This is a genomic window from Ruegeria sp. HKCCSP351, assembly GCF_017872535.1.
GTDB lineage: Bacteria > Pseudomonadota > Alphaproteobacteria > Rhodobacterales > Rhodobacteraceae > Ruegeria.
Window position 1 is genome coordinate 238,189 of record NZ_JAEDOV010000001.1, and the last position, 17,086, is coordinate 255,274.

17 protein-coding genes are annotated in these 17,086 nt (G+C 58.0%); 4 read left to right on the forward strand and 13 right to left on the reverse strand.

All coding sequences use genetic code 11. From position 1 onward, the window contains the following. Positions 1-104 precede the first annotated feature (104 nt). Genes I9182_RS01175 through I9182_RS01190 form a run of 4 tightly spaced genes read right to left on the reverse strand, consistent with a single transcriptional unit; the run spans position 105 to position 2,093 of the window. Positions 105-293 (reverse strand): ubiquinol-cytochrome c reductase iron-sulfur subunit N-terminal domain-containing protein, encoded by a 189-nt coding sequence (locus tag I9182_RS01175; RefSeq protein WP_209595957.1) that lies wholly within the window; start codon positions 291-293, stop codon positions 105-107. Positions 294-350: 57 nt separating this feature from the next. Further along, on the reverse strand, positions 351-962 hold the full coding sequence (locus I9182_RS01180; RefSeq protein WP_209595960.1) for a molecular chaperone TorD family protein: 612 nt from the start codon (positions 960-962) through the stop codon (positions 351-353). A gap of 4 nt (positions 963-966) precedes the next feature. Further along, positions 967-1,542 carry a DUF3306 domain-containing protein gene (locus I9182_RS01185; RefSeq protein ID WP_209595962.1) on the reverse strand — a complete coding sequence of 192 codons (576 nt, stop codon included), beginning with the start codon at positions 1,540-1,542 and terminating at the stop codon, positions 967-969. Continuing rightward, positions 1,539-2,093, reverse strand: coding sequence for a DUF3305 domain-containing protein (locus I9182_RS01190; RefSeq protein ID WP_209595964.1), 555 nt, complete (start codon positions 2,091-2,093; stop codon positions 1,539-1,541). The genes I9182_RS01185 and I9182_RS01190 overlap by 4 nt, the downstream gene beginning before the upstream one ends. 262 nt (positions 2,094-2,355) lie before the next feature. Between I9182_RS01190 and I9182_RS01195 the strand changes: the two genes are divergently transcribed. Further along, positions 2,356-4,308 carry a 4Fe-4S binding protein gene (locus I9182_RS01195; RefSeq protein ID WP_209595965.1) on the forward strand — a complete coding sequence of 651 codons (1,953 nt, stop codon included), beginning with the start codon at positions 2,356-2,358 and terminating at the stop codon, positions 4,306-4,308. Here I9182_RS01195 and I9182_RS01200 read toward each other — a convergent pair. Then, on the reverse strand, positions 4,302-5,030 hold the full coding sequence (locus I9182_RS01200) for a hypothetical protein (protein ID WP_209595967.1): 729 nt from the start codon (positions 5,028-5,030) through the stop codon (positions 4,302-4,304). The genes I9182_RS01195 and I9182_RS01200 overlap by 7 nt on opposite strands. 132 nt (positions 5,031-5,162) lie before the next feature. Between I9182_RS01200 and I9182_RS01205 the strand changes: the two genes are divergently transcribed. From I9182_RS01205 to I9182_RS01215, 3 genes are read left to right on the forward strand one after another with little or no spacing between them, the layout of a single operon-like run. Then, positions 5,163-6,224, forward strand: coding sequence for an Mrp/NBP35 family ATP-binding protein (locus I9182_RS01205; RefSeq protein ID WP_209504169.1), 1,062 nt, complete (start codon positions 5,163-5,165; stop codon positions 6,222-6,224). Beyond that, complete coding sequence (locus I9182_RS01210; protein ID WP_209504168.1) at positions 6,221-6,919, forward strand: biotin/lipoate--protein ligase family protein; 699 nt, start codon at positions 6,221-6,223, stop codon at positions 6,917-6,919. Before I9182_RS01205 ends, I9182_RS01210 begins: the two co-directional genes overlap by 4 nt. Then, positions 6,916-7,395 carry a DUF6505 family protein gene (locus I9182_RS01215; RefSeq protein ID WP_209504167.1) on the forward strand — a complete coding sequence of 160 codons (480 nt, stop codon included), beginning with the start codon at positions 6,916-6,918 and terminating at the stop codon, positions 7,393-7,395. Before I9182_RS01210 ends, I9182_RS01215 begins: the two co-directional genes overlap by 4 nt. On the opposite strand, the gene I9182_RS01220 is transcribed toward I9182_RS01215, so the two are convergent. The 8 genes from I9182_RS01220 to acs form a co-directional block, all read right to left on the reverse strand. Further along, the gene (locus I9182_RS01220) at positions 7,392-7,892 is read right to left on the reverse strand and encodes a flavin reductase family protein (RefSeq protein ID WP_209504166.1); all 501 of its coding nucleotides are present in this window, start codon (positions 7,890-7,892) and stop codon (positions 7,392-7,394) included. The two genes, I9182_RS01215 and I9182_RS01220, sit on opposite strands and share 4 nt — an antisense overlap. Before the next feature lie 90 nt (positions 7,893-7,982). After that, positions 7,983-9,395: a 3'-5' exonuclease gene (locus tag I9182_RS01225; protein WP_209596700.1), complete on the reverse strand. Its 1,413-nt coding sequence runs from the start codon at positions 9,393-9,395 to the stop codon at positions 7,983-7,985. Positions 9,396-9,397: 2 nt separating this feature from the next. Continuing rightward, positions 9,398-9,916, reverse strand: coding sequence for a hypothetical protein (locus I9182_RS01230; RefSeq protein ID WP_209595970.1), 519 nt, complete (start codon positions 9,914-9,916; stop codon positions 9,398-9,400). A gap of 27 nt (positions 9,917-9,943) precedes the next feature. Next, positions 9,944-11,767, reverse strand: coding sequence for a DUF294 nucleotidyltransferase-like domain-containing protein (locus tag I9182_RS01235; RefSeq protein ID WP_209595972.1), 1,824 nt, complete (start codon positions 11,765-11,767; stop codon positions 9,944-9,946). Between the two features lie 108 nt (positions 11,768-11,875). After that, on the reverse strand, positions 11,876-13,660 hold the full coding sequence (locus I9182_RS01240; RefSeq protein ID WP_209595974.1) for a sodium:solute symporter family protein: 1,785 nt from the start codon (positions 13,658-13,660) through the stop codon (positions 11,876-11,878). Between the two features lie 15 nt (positions 13,661-13,675). Next, complete coding sequence (locus I9182_RS01245; RefSeq protein WP_209596702.1) at positions 13,676-13,960, reverse strand: DUF4212 domain-containing protein; 285 nt, start codon at positions 13,958-13,960, stop codon at positions 13,676-13,678. A gap of 180 nt (positions 13,961-14,140) precedes the next feature. Next, positions 14,141-14,824 (reverse strand): adenylate kinase, encoded by a 684-nt coding sequence (locus tag I9182_RS01250; RefSeq protein WP_209595976.1) that lies wholly within the window; start codon positions 14,822-14,824, stop codon positions 14,141-14,143. Between the two features lie 7 nt (positions 14,825-14,831). Next, a complete protein-coding gene (gene acs / locus I9182_RS01255; protein WP_209504160.1) occupies positions 14,832-16,796 on the reverse strand; it encodes an acetate--CoA ligase in 1,965 nt (654 codons plus the stop codon). Positions 16,797-17,086: the final 290 nt, after the last annotated feature.

The window sequence follows — 17,086 nt, forward strand, 5'->3', positions numbered from 1 at the left end:
TCTTTCCTCCCTTGCGCACCGTGTAAGCCACGGCTGGCTTGGTACTGCTGAAACCGACGTCAGGGCCAATCGCAACCGTCTGTCGGGTGTGAAAGCGTCCGGTCCTAGAACCGGGTGCTCTCGATGTAGGCGCGTGTATGCGCTGTATCCTGAATGCGGGTTTCGTCGGTCGGTAGCGCCGCGGCTTCGGCCTTCCCGGTCAGGCTGGCGGCGACAACGGCAGCAGGCGCTGCGGTACCGGCCAGTTTGAGGAAGTCACGGCGCGTGGCGCCTTCTTCCTTGGTCTTGCTCATGGGAACCTCCTTTCCCAATTGCGGTTTGGTGCCCATGGGACACCGGCGATGTGCGGATTACCCCGCCGTCATCCGGAACGCTTCGCGCTCGATCTCCATAAACACCCGCCCGGCAGTGCCGACGGATGCATAAAGGACCGAGTTCTCGGCTGCTTCCAAATCCGAATAGAAATGCGTGGCCCAGGGGCCGATGTGCTTGCTCCAGAATGCCTTTTGGTCATCCAGGGAAGCCGGGCCGCCAAAACGCCCGACGATCATTCCGGCCATCATCTCCATCAATGAGGCGATGTTATCTTCGGGCTCGAACACGTTTTGGGCACGTGTGATCCCGCGAACCGCCATGTCATTGCGCAGCTGAGCCAAGGGTTTCTCGTTCAAAAAGCCCGTCAGGTAGAAGCTGGCATATGGCAGCAACTCACCCCGGCCCAATCCGATGAACAACGCATTGAATTCCCGTTCGGCAGCGGCTGGCTTGGTGACCTTAGCAACCCGTGCCATGGATTGAACGGCCTTGCCGAGATCCGTGTCATCTCCGACCAGACCAGCCATTTGGTCCAGCAACATCTGATCCGGAGGACCTGCCAGTAACAGACCCAGAAAGTTATAGAAATCCGCGCGCAGTCGATCCTCGGCTGAAACATCTAGAGTGTGCGCGTCACTTGCGGTCATTCGGTCATCCTTCAAATTCAAATGTCATTCGACGTGGCGACGGGGGACGCTCGAGTTCTTCCGGCTCTTCGACCTGAGCAACTGAAACCGGCTGTGGCAGGGGATCGGGATCAACCGGCACGACCTCTGGTTCAGAGAGCGTATCAGCCTCGATTTCGTCTTCTTCCGTTTCTTGCGCGTCGGTGGCCAGTGCTTCGACATGCGCCAGCATGCCTTTTCCAACCTGATAGGCGGTTTGGATGTTTTCGATCACGCAGGCCGCATCGGTGTAGTCCTCGCCGTAATCAACCAGCCCGTCGACATTGGCCAGAACAGGGTTCAACCGCCACAGCCGACGCAGGGCGCGGCGCCGCAGGCGATCAGGCACTGCCTTGGACATAAAGCCCGAAACATCATCGCCGGGCCCGAGGGTATCCGGATCGGGAAGGTTGAATTCGGCCAAAATCTCGGCGTCACTTCTTTCTTCAAGTTCGGCGTGATGGGCTGCGATCACCTGTTCTTCAAGGGCCAGCACCTCGGCTTCAGCTTCGGCCTGAACGGCTGCCTTTCGGCGCGACCAGAAATCACGCCGCTCTGTCATTGCAGCACCCGTCTTGGTGCGCGAAATACATCCGATGTCTGACGGATGCGCGCGTCGCCCTTACCATCCTCCACCAAATCGGTCTGCTTTCTGTCGCGGCGGCGTTTGATAAACACTTCGTGCTGGTGATGTTTCAGGGTGAAATCCCGCACCCAGGCGATCAGCCCTTCCGTCATTGGGATTTTCTCGACAATTTCTTCGCCGGTATCTGCGTAATCCTGCCCCTGGAACGGAGAAGCGGTGATCAGAACTGCATTTAGCGGCGTGTCGCCCTTCAGCTCATTCCGCAGTACAAGATAGATCGAAGGCTGCCCATCCGACAGGTTGACCATGTAGGCTTCGGTCTCGTCCGCCCAGAGAGTCAGGGGGAGGGTGGCAGCGTGGTATTCTACCGCCTCGCCTTCGCGGCGCAGTTCCTGCCAGTCCGCAGGTCCGGCACCGGGCAACACGGCGACCGCGCGCCAGTTCCAGCGGGCCCAACGTGTGACCCCGGGTGTTTTGCGCACAATGACGCCAACCGGCATGTCGATCTGGCTTGCGGCCTTGGCCACTGGATCCTCCCCGAAAGGCTCTCCCCTGCCTTTCCATGTTCACTATGGTACACAAAATAGCCGCGTGCCAAGCCTGCGCGTTAATACTTTGGTCGTATTCCCAGTAGCGTCTTCGTGATCAAAGTCTGAGAAGGCTTTTGTTTTAGAGAATTTGCCGCGAAATTCTGACCGGCGAATTGCATGCTGTGCAGGGTTGAAGTTGCCTCATCGGGAATGCACCCTAAAGTGCAAAGGATCAGGATTGCTTCCCGAGGGAGGGGACATGGGCACGAAACTTTTGCTCTGCGATTGCGCGGGAACTCAGGCGCTGGATCCGGACAGAATCGAAAGCGCCTGCGGAATTACCTGTTCAAAGGTGCATACCGCGCTTTGTACAAAAGAACTGCAATCCGCTGCGGCCTTGATGCAAGAGGGCGATACCGTCATTGGCTGTCTGCAAGAACAAGAGGTGTTCCGGTCTCTTGCCGAAGATATGAATATCGAAATCCCCGGCTTTGTCGACCTGCGGGATCGTGCTGGGTGGTCCGATCAGGGCGCGGATGCGACAGCCAAAATGGCTGCCTTAGCCGCCGAAGCGTTCCTGCCGCAACCCGTGACGCCCAGCGTTGATGTCATCAGCGAAGGCACGTGTTTCATCATTGGTCCGGGCAACGTTGCCTTTGGACTGGCGGAAAGGTTGGCCCGAACACTGGCGGTAACCGTTCTGGTCACGGATCAGGCTGAGCCGGACTCTCGGGCCTTCGACGTCATTCGGGGGCAATTGCGGTCTGTTTCGGGTGCTCTGGGTGGGTTTTCCTTGCGTCTGGACAATGTGCAGCAAGTGGCTCCTGCAGGCAGGGGTGCTTTCAATTGGACGGAACCTAGAGATGGGGCGCAATCGGCCTGTGATATCATCGTTGATCTGACGGGGGGCACGCCCTTTGTGCAGGCTCCGGCCAAGCGCGAGGGGTATTTGCGGGCTGATCCCAAGGATGTGGTTTCTGTAGAACGCATGGCTTTTGACGCCGCCCAACTGGTCGGAACATTCGAAAAACCCCTGTACGTGCGACTGGAGGAAACACTTTGCGCCCATTCGCGGGCGGAACAGGTCGGGTGCTCAAACTGTCTGGATATCTGCCCAACCGGTGCAATCACACCCTCGGGCGAGCATGTGGCGATTGATCCGATGGTCTGCGCCGGGTGCGGCGAATGCGCGGCGGTCTGCCCGTCAACAGCGATAACCTATGAAGATCCACCTGTTTCGGCCTTATTGTCACGTATGCATATTCTGGCGCGCACGTACCGAAGGGCAGGCGGTATCGCACCCCGGCTGCTTGTGCACGACGCCCACGGGGCCGAAATGATAAGGCTTGCAGCAAGGTTTGGCCGGGGATTACCTTCGGATGTTATCCCATTGGAATTGAAAGTGATATCCGGGTTCGGTCATTCGGAAATGCTGGCCGCGCTGGCGCATGGATTTGCGCGTGTGGATGTGCTGCTGGCACCGACAACGGAGCGGGATGCGCTGGATCGCGAAATTGAACTGGCACGTGCCATAACCAGTTCGGATGGAATCGGGTTCATTGAAGAGGTGGATCCTGATGCGATGGCAGACTTGCTGTATGCGCAAAAGGTACCCCAACCATTGGCAGATCCGGCCTTGCCACTTGGCAACCGTCGACAAATCGCGCGGCTGGCAGCACAGGCCCTTAACCCGCAGGCTGGTGCCCCGTTGCCATTGCCTGAAGGTTCACCTTACGGTGCAGTTGCAGTGAATACAGACAGTTGCACACTCTGTCTTAGTTGTGTGTCGCTGTGCCCGTCCGGGGCTTTGATGGATAACCCTGACAAGCCCCAGCTTAACTTTCAGCAGGATGCGTGCCTGCAATGCGGATTGTGCAAGACGATCTGCCCCGAAGACGCGATCACCTTGGTGCCGCAACTGGACCTGAGCGATGCCGCTCTGTCTCAGCGGGTGTTGAACGAGGAAGAGCCATTTGCCTGCATCGAATGCGGGGCTTTGTTTGGGGTTAAATCAACCGTTGAACGGATCATGGAAAAGCTTTCGGGCACGCACCCGATGTTTGCCACTACGGATCAGGCACGAATGATCCAGATGTGTGACAATTGTCGGGTGAATGCTCATTTCCAGCAGCAGGACAATCCGTTCCAGTCAAAACCCAAGCCTCGGGTCGTTACCACCGAGGATTACTATTCGGACAGAAAGGATCACTGAAGCTTTAGCGGCGCGCCCAGATCTGCGGCGTCAATGCGCGAAACAAATGCCAGGATGGCTTCAAGATCGTCCAATGTCATCTTGACCGGGTAAATTGGGGATGGACGTTCGGGATCAAAGGGGGGTGTCAACCCGTCGATCTGCGTGAATGCGGGGTGAGGGTTAAGGGCAAAGAACGCCTCGAACCGTTCCGACCAATCAGGCATCGCGCGCAGAACCGCGAAAGAGGGGGTTGATCCAAGCCCGCTCATCCGGTTGCGGGGGCCAATCACGTGACATCGACCACAATGGGTCATCGATAGTTCTTCACCCAACACGGTGTTGCCGTCCAGGGTATCGTCCGACTGGGTGATCTTGGGATCAAAACTGGCGCTGAACGGTTCACCCACCGAAGGAAGAAAACCTTCGACAGTGCGCTTGCCGATATCTGATTGCAGCCATTCAAGAAAACGGCCCTGGCGGTCGTTGTCTTCGATCCGCAGGTGATAGATCACGTCGTCGCGGGCAAAAACAGGATCGCCGGGCGGCGCGGTTTCCAGCACCATGACACCGGCATCATCTGCGACAACGCGTATCCCGGTCTTGAGAGAGAAGCGAGGAAGGATATGTTGCAACAGACCGGAGTCGTTAACCTCTGCCGGGGCCGCAAGGCCGATTGCCTCCTGCGACAAGGAGGGGGTGGCGGTGAGCGTCAGGCTCAGGCACAACAAGACAAGGCGCATGGTTTAGCCTAACTATGAAGGCCATTACGCGTCAAATGAACAGAAAGAGACGGAGACACATGCAATGAGCGGCGACCAATACATGTCGGCACGCACGCCCCTGTCGGCGGGACAGATAAAGGAGAGAACAGCATGAGTGTTCGTGACGCGGTTCTGGCGAACCTGAAAAAGATCACTGATCCGGTTTCAGGTCAGGACATTGTCAGTGCAGGCATCGTGCGTGCGCTGAACGTCGAGGGCGATACGGTTCGCTTTGTCCTTGAGATCGATCCCAAGCATGCCGAAAAGATGGAACCTGTGCGCGCAACAGCCGAAAAGGCTGCGCAGATGGTTGAGGGCGTTGCAAATGTATCGGCCCTGATGACTGCGCATTCCGATAAGGCGCCGCCGGATCTGAAGCCGAAACCCAAGCCCTCGCAAACTGGACCGCAGGCCGTTCCCGGAGTTGACCGGATCATCGCGGTTGCTTCTGGCAAGGGGGGTGTGGGCAAATCCACCGTGTCGGCCAATCTGGCCTGTGCACTGGCCGCAGAAGGGCGGCGCGTGGGTCTGCTGGACGCGGATGTTTATGGGCCGTCGCAGCCTCGGATGTTAGGCGTCTCGGGCCGTCCGGCCAGCCCCGATGGCAAGACCATCCTGCCGCTGCGCAACCACGGTGTCACCATGATGTCGATGGGTCTGATGACCAACGAAGGGCAGGCGGTTGTCTGGCGGGGTCCGATGCTGATGGGCGCGTTGCAACAGATGATGAGCCAGGTGCAATGGGGTGCCCTGGACGTGCTGATCGTCGACCTGCCGCCCGGCACCGGTGACGTCCAACTGACGCTGAGCCAGAAGTTCCAAGTGGACGGCGCTATTGTCGTCTCGACGCCGCAGGATGTGGCGCTGATTGATGCCCGCAAAGGGATCGACATGTTCAATCAGCTCAAGACACCTATCGTTGGGATGATCGAAAACATGTCCACGCATATCTGCTCGAACTGTGGGCATGAAGAACACGTCTTTGGTCACGGTGGTGTCAAGTCCGAGGCCGAGGCGATGGGCGTGCCGCTGCTGGGTGAAATCCCGTTGCATCTGGACATTCGTGTCGCCGCAGACGGGGGCGCGCCTATTGTGGTCAGCAAACCGGACAGCCCTCAGGCCGAGGCTTTCCGCAAGATCGCCCGCGACATGATCGCCAAAGGCACCGCATGAGCCAACCGGTCTTTCCCCCTTTGTTGACGGGCCATCCGGTTCAGGGTGGGGAAGACCCGTTTGAACGCGCCCAGGCTATGGCGGCTTTGGGCTGCGATGCGGGGGCGGTTGTTCATAACATTCATGCTGATTACCTGCGCGTTGCGATCGTATTTGCGCCCGAGGTGCCGCTTCGGGACGCGATGGCGATGCTGCCGCTTTGTGCTGTTGGGTTTCAGAATGCGCTGGGCGCTCTGGCCCCACCCGAAGTGGCGGTGCATTTGGGGTGGGACGGTCTGATCTGTGTGAATGGCGCGAAATGCGGTGTGTTCCGTGTTTCGGCCTCCGGTGAAAACGCGGAAGAAGAACCGGATTGGTTGATTGTCGGCTGGGAGCTCGCATTGATGCAAACCAGCACCGCGCCCGGCGAAACGCCGGATGTCACAGCCCTTTATGATGAAGGCTGTGCCGAGGTTTCGGCCACGCAACTGGTCGAAAGCTGGTCACGCCATATGCTGACCTGGCTCAACCGCTGGCAGGAGGATGGCAACGCGCCCCTGCATGCCGAATGGATGGGCCTGCTGCGTGGCGTAGGTGAGCCACTGGTCGATGGCGGTGTATTCCTTGGTACGGATGAGCGGTTTGGAATGCTGATCCGCGACGGGGTCAACACCCGTCTGCGCCCGCTGACGGAACTATTGGAGAACGGACGATGAAACTGGCCCGCGCGATCCATTTCGATGAAAGCGACATGAACGTGTTCCATTCTCCGGCACGTACCGGCGAATGGTGCGTTTCGGGCGGATTCGAGTTTTCGAACTGGAGCGGCGCAGATCTGGAAGGCAAGGCGCGTCAGGCTTTTGCGAATGGCTGGCTGGGGCTGGAAACCTTTGGCCGAGTGACGTTTGTGGCGGTAACCCAGATCGAAGTCGCTGAAAGGGATCAGATCATCCGCAATCTGGCAGATCATTTCGTGCAGTATTACGGAGCGCCCTCAATCGAAGCGGCATTGGGCGTGGCACAGAACGAAATCGATCACATGTCAGAGCTCTGTGAAGACCATGCCGCCAACACGCTGCTGACCGTCGCCAGAGAATTGTCTGAGACAGGCGTGCACGAAGCCTTTCGTTTGATCACTCCGCAAGACGCACAGTTAGAGGTGCTGGCGGTGCATGGGTCGCTGGACGACTAGAAAGGGTCTACGAACCCGCCGAACTGACCACGCTTGAAGATCAGACCCTTGCCGGTGCGGTACATGACCTGATCCACATGACCGACAATGATCAGATGATCTCCGGCTTCGTGCCGGGCATGCAACCGGCAGTCAAACCGTGCCAGACAATTGGCCAGCTGTGGGCGATCAGCCTCGTCCGCCGTCCACTCGGCATGGGTGAAATCCACACCGTCGCGGGCAAATCTAAGCGCCTGGTCCTGTTGATCCTGAGCCATCACGTGGATCGAGTAATGCGTGCAGGTGCTGAACGTATCGAAGCGGTTTGACTCTCTGGCCAGACACCAGAGCACCAGCGGCGGGTCCAGGGACACCGACGCGAACGAGTTTACGGTGATTGCACGCGGTCCGTCTTCGGTTTGCGCAGTTATCACGGTGACTCCCGTTCCGAAACATCCCAGCGCCTCACGAAAGGCGTGGCTTTGATCCGGGGTCGGTGTGAAAATCTTTTCCGTCATATCGCGCGCGTGTTCCTTGGCCGCGCATCAGGTGCCATGCGTGGCCCGGATTGTCCACGAAAAGCTGAACGGCGTTTGCAAATTTCAGCGTTAATTCATGTCTTCCAGAAGACGCCCGTGTTTGCGGGTCTGGACGATGACTTCGCCAAAGGTGTTCAACCCGCGGGCCTGCAGGATGGGCAGCATCTTGACCAGTGCCTCGGCTGTTGCCACTGCGTCACCCAATGCCGTATGGCGCAGCGCCTCGGGGATAGTGATGTCCAGCCGTTCACAAAGTGCGTCCAGTGTATGTGTATCGCTCGCGCCGAACAAAACAGCCGACAACAGAACAGTGTCGAGTATCGGGTGATCCCATTCGACTTCCATACGCATGGCATGGCGGCGCAGGAACGCCATGTCGAACGGGGCGTTATGGGCCACGATCACCGCATCGCGCGAGAATTGGTGAAACACACGCCCGGCTTTGACGATATCCGGCGCGCCCTGAACCATGCGATCACTGATCTTGTGCACGCGTGTCGAGGCGGCAGGGATCGGAATGCCCGGATCAACAAGCATGTCCAGATGCTCGCCCGCGACGATCTTGCCTTTCACAACGCGGACCGCGCCGATTTGAACGATCTCATCCTTGTGTGGCAACAAGCCGGTTGTTTCCGTGTCGAAGACCACAAAACACAGATCCAGCAAAGAGCGGTTTTCGAACGCGCCGTCACCCGGCGTGTCCAGCAACTCGAAATCATAGACCAGCGGGCGGGCCTCATCTGGCGACATACGGGCAACGCTGTCTTCGAACACCAGCATGTAACCGGGTGCGTCCCCCAGTGGCTTCATGCGGGCCGAATAGGTTTGTCGGCCGTCCACGCTGGTCAGGGTGCAGAAGACATCCTTACCAGATTTGCACAACTTCCCATACGCGTCCGTCAACCCGGTCGATTCGATGTATTCGAAGAGCGAGGCGTTCAGGCGGGGATGCGCGATCTGGGCCAGCACCTCGGCCGCCTGTCCGTCATACAAAACGATCTGGTGTTTCGGACTGGCCAGCAACATGGCGACCGGGATTTCGGTCAGAAGGGCGGTGAGGCGCTGTTTTTCTGCCGCCAGATGAGCGGTTTCGGCTGCCACCGCCTCGGCCGTGTGCATGGCATTTGTGGCAAGTTGCTCGGCAAGGCCGGCCGCTGCCGGGGCCAGATCGCCCAAGTATCGCGCGGCCTGCATATCCAGATCGGTGCTGACACCGGCATGAGCGCGGGCCCGCAATTGCGCTGAAAGCCGTTCGATCGGCTTGGCGACATTGTCGTCAAACAACAGCCAGACACCTGCGATCAAAGCCAGCAATCCAAACCCGATCAGAACTTCGGCAAAGATGAAGTCATCAAACAGGTCAGGTTGTGCGGCCCGGGCATAGGTGATCCACAGGGCGGCGGAACTGATTGATATCCCGCCGAGCGCAAGCAGACAGAAAAACAGAAATATCCTGAGCCTGAGGCTTAACCCTGTGAGCATGGTCAAACCCCGCAGGTGGCGTCGATGATGGGGTCGGCAGGCCCGGCAGATATCCAGTCTGCATTCAGAAGACGTCCGTCATCGGAAAACTCAGCACCGTCCGCAAGGTTGGCGCGCCGATTCTCGGTACAGTTTACGGCCACGGGCAGTTTTGAAACCGGGGCCCAGCGGCCGAAGAAGTAAAGATCGACAAGCCGTTGATCTGGCACGTTTTCGTTTGTTCGCACCGACACGGTATCGATGGCGGCAAAACGGTCGACGAAGGGCTTGGCGTAGGTCCACGGGCGGTAGAGGGCACGGCTTTCAACCTCTTGCACGATTGCCATCTCCTTGGGAAGCTGTTCGCGCGTACGCTCATACCAGGTATACTCGCTGGAGATGGTCACAGCGATCATCCCCAAACCCGCCGCGACCGGAGTAACCCATTTCGGCAACTGCCCTCCGGTCAACTTGTTCAGCACAAGAACGATACCCGCAAAAGCGAAGCCCGCAAAAACAGTGCCGATCAATTCCAGAAACATCGTGTCACTCCGTTCTTCAGATGCATGTCAGCCCAGTAGTCCCTTGCCGTGGCCGACCGCCGATTGCATCGTTTTTACCACAACGAAGGCATCACGAAGATGACTTCGCTCAAAGTCCGAAAGATCGGAAGGTGGCAAATAATTGTCTGGTTTCTTGCCCGATTTGACCAGTTGGACTTGATGCTCAAGCCGGGTTTCGGCGATCAGATCATAGGCGTCCAGTAAGTCGTGTGCGCCTGACGCGCTGAGAACGCCATTGGCCTCAGCCGCTTTAAGGCGGGCGCGGGTATTGGCCTCGGGCAGTTCGCCTTGCAAGGCGTAGATCCGCGCCAGATCCACGACCGGAACAACACCATTGTGTTTCAGATCCAGCGTATTGCGATGTTCGCCCGACCGGATGGTCGCAAACCCACGCAGCAGCCCTAGCGGTGGCGTGTGTTTCAACGAGTTCGAGATAATATGTGCGACGAAGATCGAATTGGCCCGAGCTGCGGCCAATGTGTCGGCCTGCAGGTCGGCGAACAGGTCGAACGCGCCGCCAATCGGGCGCAAGTCAAACATGACTGATGCCAGCATTTGCGCTTCGGGGTTCGGTTTGGCGATCCATCCCTTGAAATAGTCGCGCCAGACACGCACCGGCTGACACCAGCGCGGATTGGTCGCCATCATGTCGCCGGGACAATAGAAATAGCCACAGGTATCCAGCCCGTCCGACACGAACCTGGCCAGCTTTGTAAAGTATTCCATATCCGCATCGGTCACGCTGTCGTCCAGCATCATGCAGTTGTCCTGATCCGACACGCCTGTCTGCTCTTGCCGCCCTTGCGAGCCGCAGGCCAGCCATAGATACGGCACCGGGGGCGGGCCCAGTTTCTGTTCAGCAAGGGCCAGAAGGCGCCGGGTAACCGTGTCGGCAATGTCGGTGATCAGGCGCGTGACGATTTCGTGACGGTTCCCGCCTGCAACCAGTTGCACCAGCAGCTGTGGGATTTCCGCCGTTACCCGCGCCATATCTTCGGCGGTATGTGCCTGTGCGATGCGTCGCACCAGTTCGGCCGAGTTCACGGCCTGATAATATGTCAGATCGGTTTGTGTGACGATACCGACCAGCCGACCGCCCTCGGAAATCGGGACGTGGCCGATGCCGCGTTCCATCATGATGTGCAGAACGTCGGAACCGATGTCGCCGGGTGACAGGGTGACGGGGTTCGCGGTCATGATCTCGGAAATTGGTGTGGACGGAGGTAGTCCGTCCGCAACGTATTTGCCCGAGATATCCCGCAGCGTTGCGATGCCCTGCAACGTGTCGCCGTCCGTGATGCACAGCGACGAGATGCGCTTGTCGCGCATGATCTGGGCCGCTTTCTGAACAGGCGTATCCGCGGGGCAGGTGGCCGGGTTAGGTGCCATAAGAATATCAATGGAGCTGGTCGCAAGGCTTTGCGGGCTGCTGCGGTCGCCGCGTGTCCGGTCGAAGAATTTGGCGACCACATCGTGACCATCGATCAACTCGCGCACCAGATCCGGTGGCAATACTATCAGAACCGACGGAGTATGCGCACGCGCCTTGGTGGCTGCCTTGCCGTCTTTCAGCAGCCCACGCTCTCCAAAAGAATTGCGCAAGCCCAGTTGAGAGACAACGGCACCATTTTCATCGGTGATTTCAACCTGTCCTTCATAGATCACGAATACACCGGGAAGCGCATGGCCCAGTTCATAGACCGAGGTGTCTTCCTCGACTTCCCAGACCTCGATCTGTTTTACGATCTGATCCAGTGCATCAGCCGGTAACGCGTCATAGGGATGAACGGATTTCAGAAACCGGGCGATTTCATCGTGGGACAGGGGCATCTGATGTCTCCGATGTTCTGGTGAAAAAATCCCGCCCAGTGGTATGCCGGGCGGGAGTAGTGGATCGAAAGACGCGGTCGAAGGCAAGAGCCAACGACCGCATCATGCTCACTTGTTCTGAGCTGCACCCGCACCACGGGGAATGCGAACGCTTTCGACCAGTTCCTTGATCTCCTGCGGAGTTTCCTTGGTCATGCCAGCCACAACATAGGCGACAGCGAAGTTGACCATGGCACCGACAGCGCCGAACGAGGTCGACTGGATCGGACCCAGCAACGGATCGGCATCGGTGAACGAGTTGGTGCCCGGAATGAACAGCCATCCCTTGTGCAGGAAGATGTAGACCAGGGTAACAACCAGACCTGCCATCATACCTGCAACAGCACCGGTGTTGTTGATGCGGGTCGAGAATATCCCCATCATCAGTGCCGGGAAGATCGAGGCTGCCGCCAGACCAAAGGCCAGAGCAACAGTCTGTGCTGCAAAGCCCGGAGGATTCAAACCCAGCCAGGTCGCTACAGCAATCGCCACAGCCATCGCAATCCGTGCCGACAGAAGCTCGCCTTTTTCCGAGATCTGCGGGTTGATTGCGCCCTTGATCAGGTCGTGAGACACGGCCGACGAAATCGCCAGCAGCAGGCCCGCAGCAGTCGACAGAGCAGCCGCAAGACCACCGGCAGCGACCAGACCGATCACCCAACCGGGCAGGTTGGCAATCTCGGGGTTGGCCAGAACCAGGATGTCGCGGTTGAACTTGGTCAGCTCATTTCCGACCCAGCCTTTTTGTTCCGCAATCGCCTGCATCGATTCAGACTTGTCATTGTAGTACTGAATCTTGCCGTCGCCGTTCTTGTCTTCCCAATCCAGCAGACCGGTTTTCTGCCATGTGGCCATCCAGTCGTAGCGTGCATCATTGTCGATCTGTTCGACTGTAACGGCACCACCTTCGATGCCACCATTGGGCCACATCATGTCGGTGATGTTCAGACGGGCCATTGCGCCAACAGCCGGAGCGGTCAGATACAGCAGCGCGATGAAGACCAACGCCCAGCCAGCCGACCAACGTGCGTCAGACACTTTGGGAACGGTGAAGAAGCGCATGATAACGTGCGGCAGACCGGCAGTACCGATCATCAGCGACAGGGTGAAGAGCACCATGTTCAGCGTGTTCGAATGATGGGCCGTGTATTCGTTGAAACCCAGCTCTGTCACGATGCTGTCCAGCTTGGTCAGCAGCGGTACACCGCTTGCAGTGTCGCCAAACAGACCCAGCGCCGGAATCGGAGTGCCGGTCAGCTGTAGCGAGATAAAGATGGCAGGGATGGTGTAGGCGGTGATCAGCACGCAGTACTGAGCGACCTGTGTATAGGTCACGCCCTTCATCCCTCCGAACACCGCGTAGGCAAACACAACGCCTGCACCGATCAACAGCCCGGTGGTGTTCGACACTTCCAAGAAGCGGCCAAAGGCAACCCCAACACCGGTCATCTGACCGATAACGTAGGTCACCGATGCAACAATCAGACAGATCACCGCAACGATGCGCGCTGTCTGGCTGTAGAAGCGGTCGCCGATGAACTCCGATACGGTAAACTTGCCGAACTTCCGCAGGTAAGGCGCAAGCAGCAGGGCCAACAGCACGTAGCCACCCGTCCACCCCATCAAGAAGGTCGAGTTGTCATAGCCGGTAAAGGCAATCAGGCCCGCCATCGAGATGAACGAGGCCGCAGACATCCAGTCTGCCGCTGTCGCCATACCGTTGGTGACCGGGTGTACGCCGCGACCGGCGGCGTAGAACTCTGATGTGGAACCCGCGCGGGCCCAGATCGCGATGCCGATGTACAGCGCAAAGGATGCGCCGACAAACAGCAGGTTGATGGTAAACTGATCCATTATCCCCGCTCTCCCTTACTCTTCATCCACGCCGTGTTCGGCGTCCAGCTTGTTCATGCGCCAGGCGTAGTTGAAGATCAGCACCAGAAAGACCAGGATCGATCCTTGCTGAGCGAACCAAAAGCCCAGATCAGTACCGCCGACGGCGATGCCCGACAGCAGCGGACGCAGCAGGATGCCGAATCCAAATGACACCAGCGCCCAGATCACGAGGCTGATGTAGATGAGGCGCAGGTTGGCCTGCCAATAGCCCTTGTCGGCTTCGGCTGCCTGCGCGGAGTTTGTAAATTGATCCGCCATTGCGGGTTCCTCCTTCGCTTCCTCGTTTGGCGGCCCGGTGCCCAACTCCTCCAGTGCGTCGGTCCGCTTCTCGACAATGCCCAACACCGTGTGGTGACAGGCAAAACTCCACCAGTCCGCCAAGGCGGTCTTTTGAAGTATTCTTCTTAGGATCAAAGCCTTGTGGCTTTTCTCCTCCCCTTAACTCATCACGTCGCTGACGATCCCTTCGAGATCGCCTGCGATATCTTCGATCCTGCCCATAGCATTGATGCGTTTCAGAACACCGTGACTGTCGTAGTAGGTGATCAACGGCGCGGTCTGTGCGTGATAAGCCGCCAGGCGCGAAGCCACGGTTTCAGCGTTGTCATCCGCGCGGCGCTTGAATTCGGTGCTGCCGCACTTGTCGCACTTACCGTCTTCGGCAGGCTTCTTAAACTGGTCGTGGTACCCTTCACCGCAGCCCGCGCAGGTATAGCGGCCCGAGATGCGGATCACCATTTCTGCATCTTCCACTTCCAGGCTGATTGCTGCGTTGATCTTTTGGTCATTGGACGCCAGCAGACCATCCAGCGCCTCGGCCTGAACCGTTGTGCGGGGGAACCCATCCAGAATGACACCCTTGGCGCAATCTGGTTGCGCCATACGATCGCGCAGGATCGCAATGACGATCTCGTCACTGACCAGATCACCGGCTTCCATCACGGCTTTGGCGGCTTTGCCTGCTTCGGTACCTGCGGCAACGGCTTCGCGCAGCAGGTCACCCGTGCTGAGTTGAACAAGTCCGAATTTTTCTTCCAGCATCCGGGCCTGCGTGCCCTTCCCGGCGCCCGGAGGGCCGAGAAGGATAAGAACTGCGGGTGTGGTGATTGTGGCAGCTTCCATCACATCCTCACTTGTTCGCGCGGTTTTCGATCAGGTCTTCGACCACCGACGGGTCGGCCAGCGTCGAAGTGTCACCCAGCGAACCGAAGTCGTTTTCGGCGATCTTGCGCAGGATGCGACGCATGATCTTGCCCGAACGTGTTTTGGGCAGGCCCGGGGCCCACTGGATCACATCGGGGCTGGCGATCGGTCCGATCTCGGTCCGGACCCAGGTGCGCAACTCCTTGCGGAGCTCTTCGCTTGGTTCACGGTCGTTCATCAAAGTGACATAGCAATAAATGCCTTGCCCCTTGATTTCATGAGGATATCCGACAACAGCAGCTTCTGCCACGGCGGCGTGCGCAACCAGTGCGCTTTCCACCTCGGCCGTTCCCATACGGTGGCCCGACACGTTGATCACATCGTCCACGCGCCCGGTGATCCAGTAGTCGCCATCTTCATCGCGACGGCAGCCATCACCAGTGAAGTAGTAGCCTTTGTAATCCGAGAAATAGGTCTTTTCGAACCGCTCATGATCGCCCCAGACGGTGCGCATCTGGCCCGGCCAGCTGTCTTTGATGCAGAGCACACCCTCGACACCATTGCCTTCGATCTCGACGCCGGACTGCGGGTCCAACACCACCGGTTCGATGCCAAAGAACGGCTTCATTGCCGATCCGGGTTTCATTGCATGGGCACCGGGCAGGGGGGTCATCAGGTGACCGCCGGTTTCCGTTTGCCACCATGTATCCACGATGGGACATTTGCCCTTGCCGACGACATCGTTGTACCAGTTCCAGGCTTCGGGGTTGATCGGCTCACCCACTGTGCCCAGAGTGCGCAGATCGCTGAGGTCGCATTTCTCGACAAACTCTTTGCCCTGACCCATCAGGGCGCGGATCGCTGTAGGCGCGGTGTAGAACTGGTTCACCTTGTGCTTTTCGCAGACCTGCCAGAAACGCGAGGCGTCCGGGAAGGTTGGTACACCTTCAAACATCAGCGTCGTCGCACCGTTGGCCAGCGGGCCATAGACGATGTAGCTGTGGCCGGTCACCCAGCCCACATCCGCAGTACACCAATACACGTCGCCTTCGTGATAATCGAAGGTGATCTCGTGCGTCATTGCGGCGTAAACCAGATAGCCGCCGGTTGTGTGAACAACGCCTTTTGGCTGACCGGTCGAGCCAGAGGTGTATAGGATGAACAGCGGATCTTCGGCGCTCATTTCGGCTGGTGCGCAGTAGTCGTCCGCCTCAAGGGCCATTTCGTTGTAATCAAAGTCACGACCGTCGATCCAGGTGGTCTGACCACCGGTGCGTTTTACGACAAGGCACTTGACGGTATCCTTGCAGTGCAGCAGCGCCGCGTCGGCATTGGATTTCAGGGGCGTTTTACGACCACCGCGCGGAGCCTCGTCCGCAGTTATGACGACCTTGGCGTCACAGCCATTGATCCGGGCCGCCAACGCGTCCGGCGAGAAGCCTGCAAAAACGATAGAGTGAATTGCGCCGATCCGCGCACAGGCCAGCATGGCATATGCAGCCTCGGGGATCATCGGCAGATAAATGACGACGCGGTCGCCTTTGCGCACCCCCAAAGATTCAAGGACATTTGCCATGCGGCAAGTGCGGCGGTGCAACTCTGCGTAAGAGATGTGCTGAGCCGGATCATTTGGATCGTCCGGCTCCCAGATGATTGCCGTTTGATCACCGCGGGTTTTCAGGTGGCGATCCAGGCAGTTGGCCGAAACATTCAAGGTGCCATCGGCATACCAGTTTATCTTAACCGAACCGAAATCGTAGTTAACGTCTTTGACCTGGGTGAAGGGTTTGATCCAGTCAACGCGCTTGCCTTGCTCGCCCCAGAATGCGTCGGGGTCGCTGATCGAAGCGGCGTACATGTCGGAATATTTTTCGGCATCAACATGCGCACGTGCGACGGTTTCTGCGGATGGCGGATAGGTCTTGGCATCTGCCTGGGCAGCGGTGGTCATTTTTGAGGCTCCTCCCTCTGGACTGGATTTCGTTGGGATATTTTTTGCCACTTGGTCCGGCAATGTCGATCCCGTTCCTCCCCGAGGTCGAATATTACCGAGTTCTGAAAATAAATAAATAAATTGCCGGAATCCCTGAATTTATTTGTAAAGAAATTTCTAACTATGGTCGCACGTAGTAAAGAAAGTTCGAAAATTCCGTAAAAACATATTTAAAATAAACGGATATGTGTAACACATTTCCTGCCTGCGATGCTTGGCATAAGCGGGTGTCGGTCCGTGAACATCTG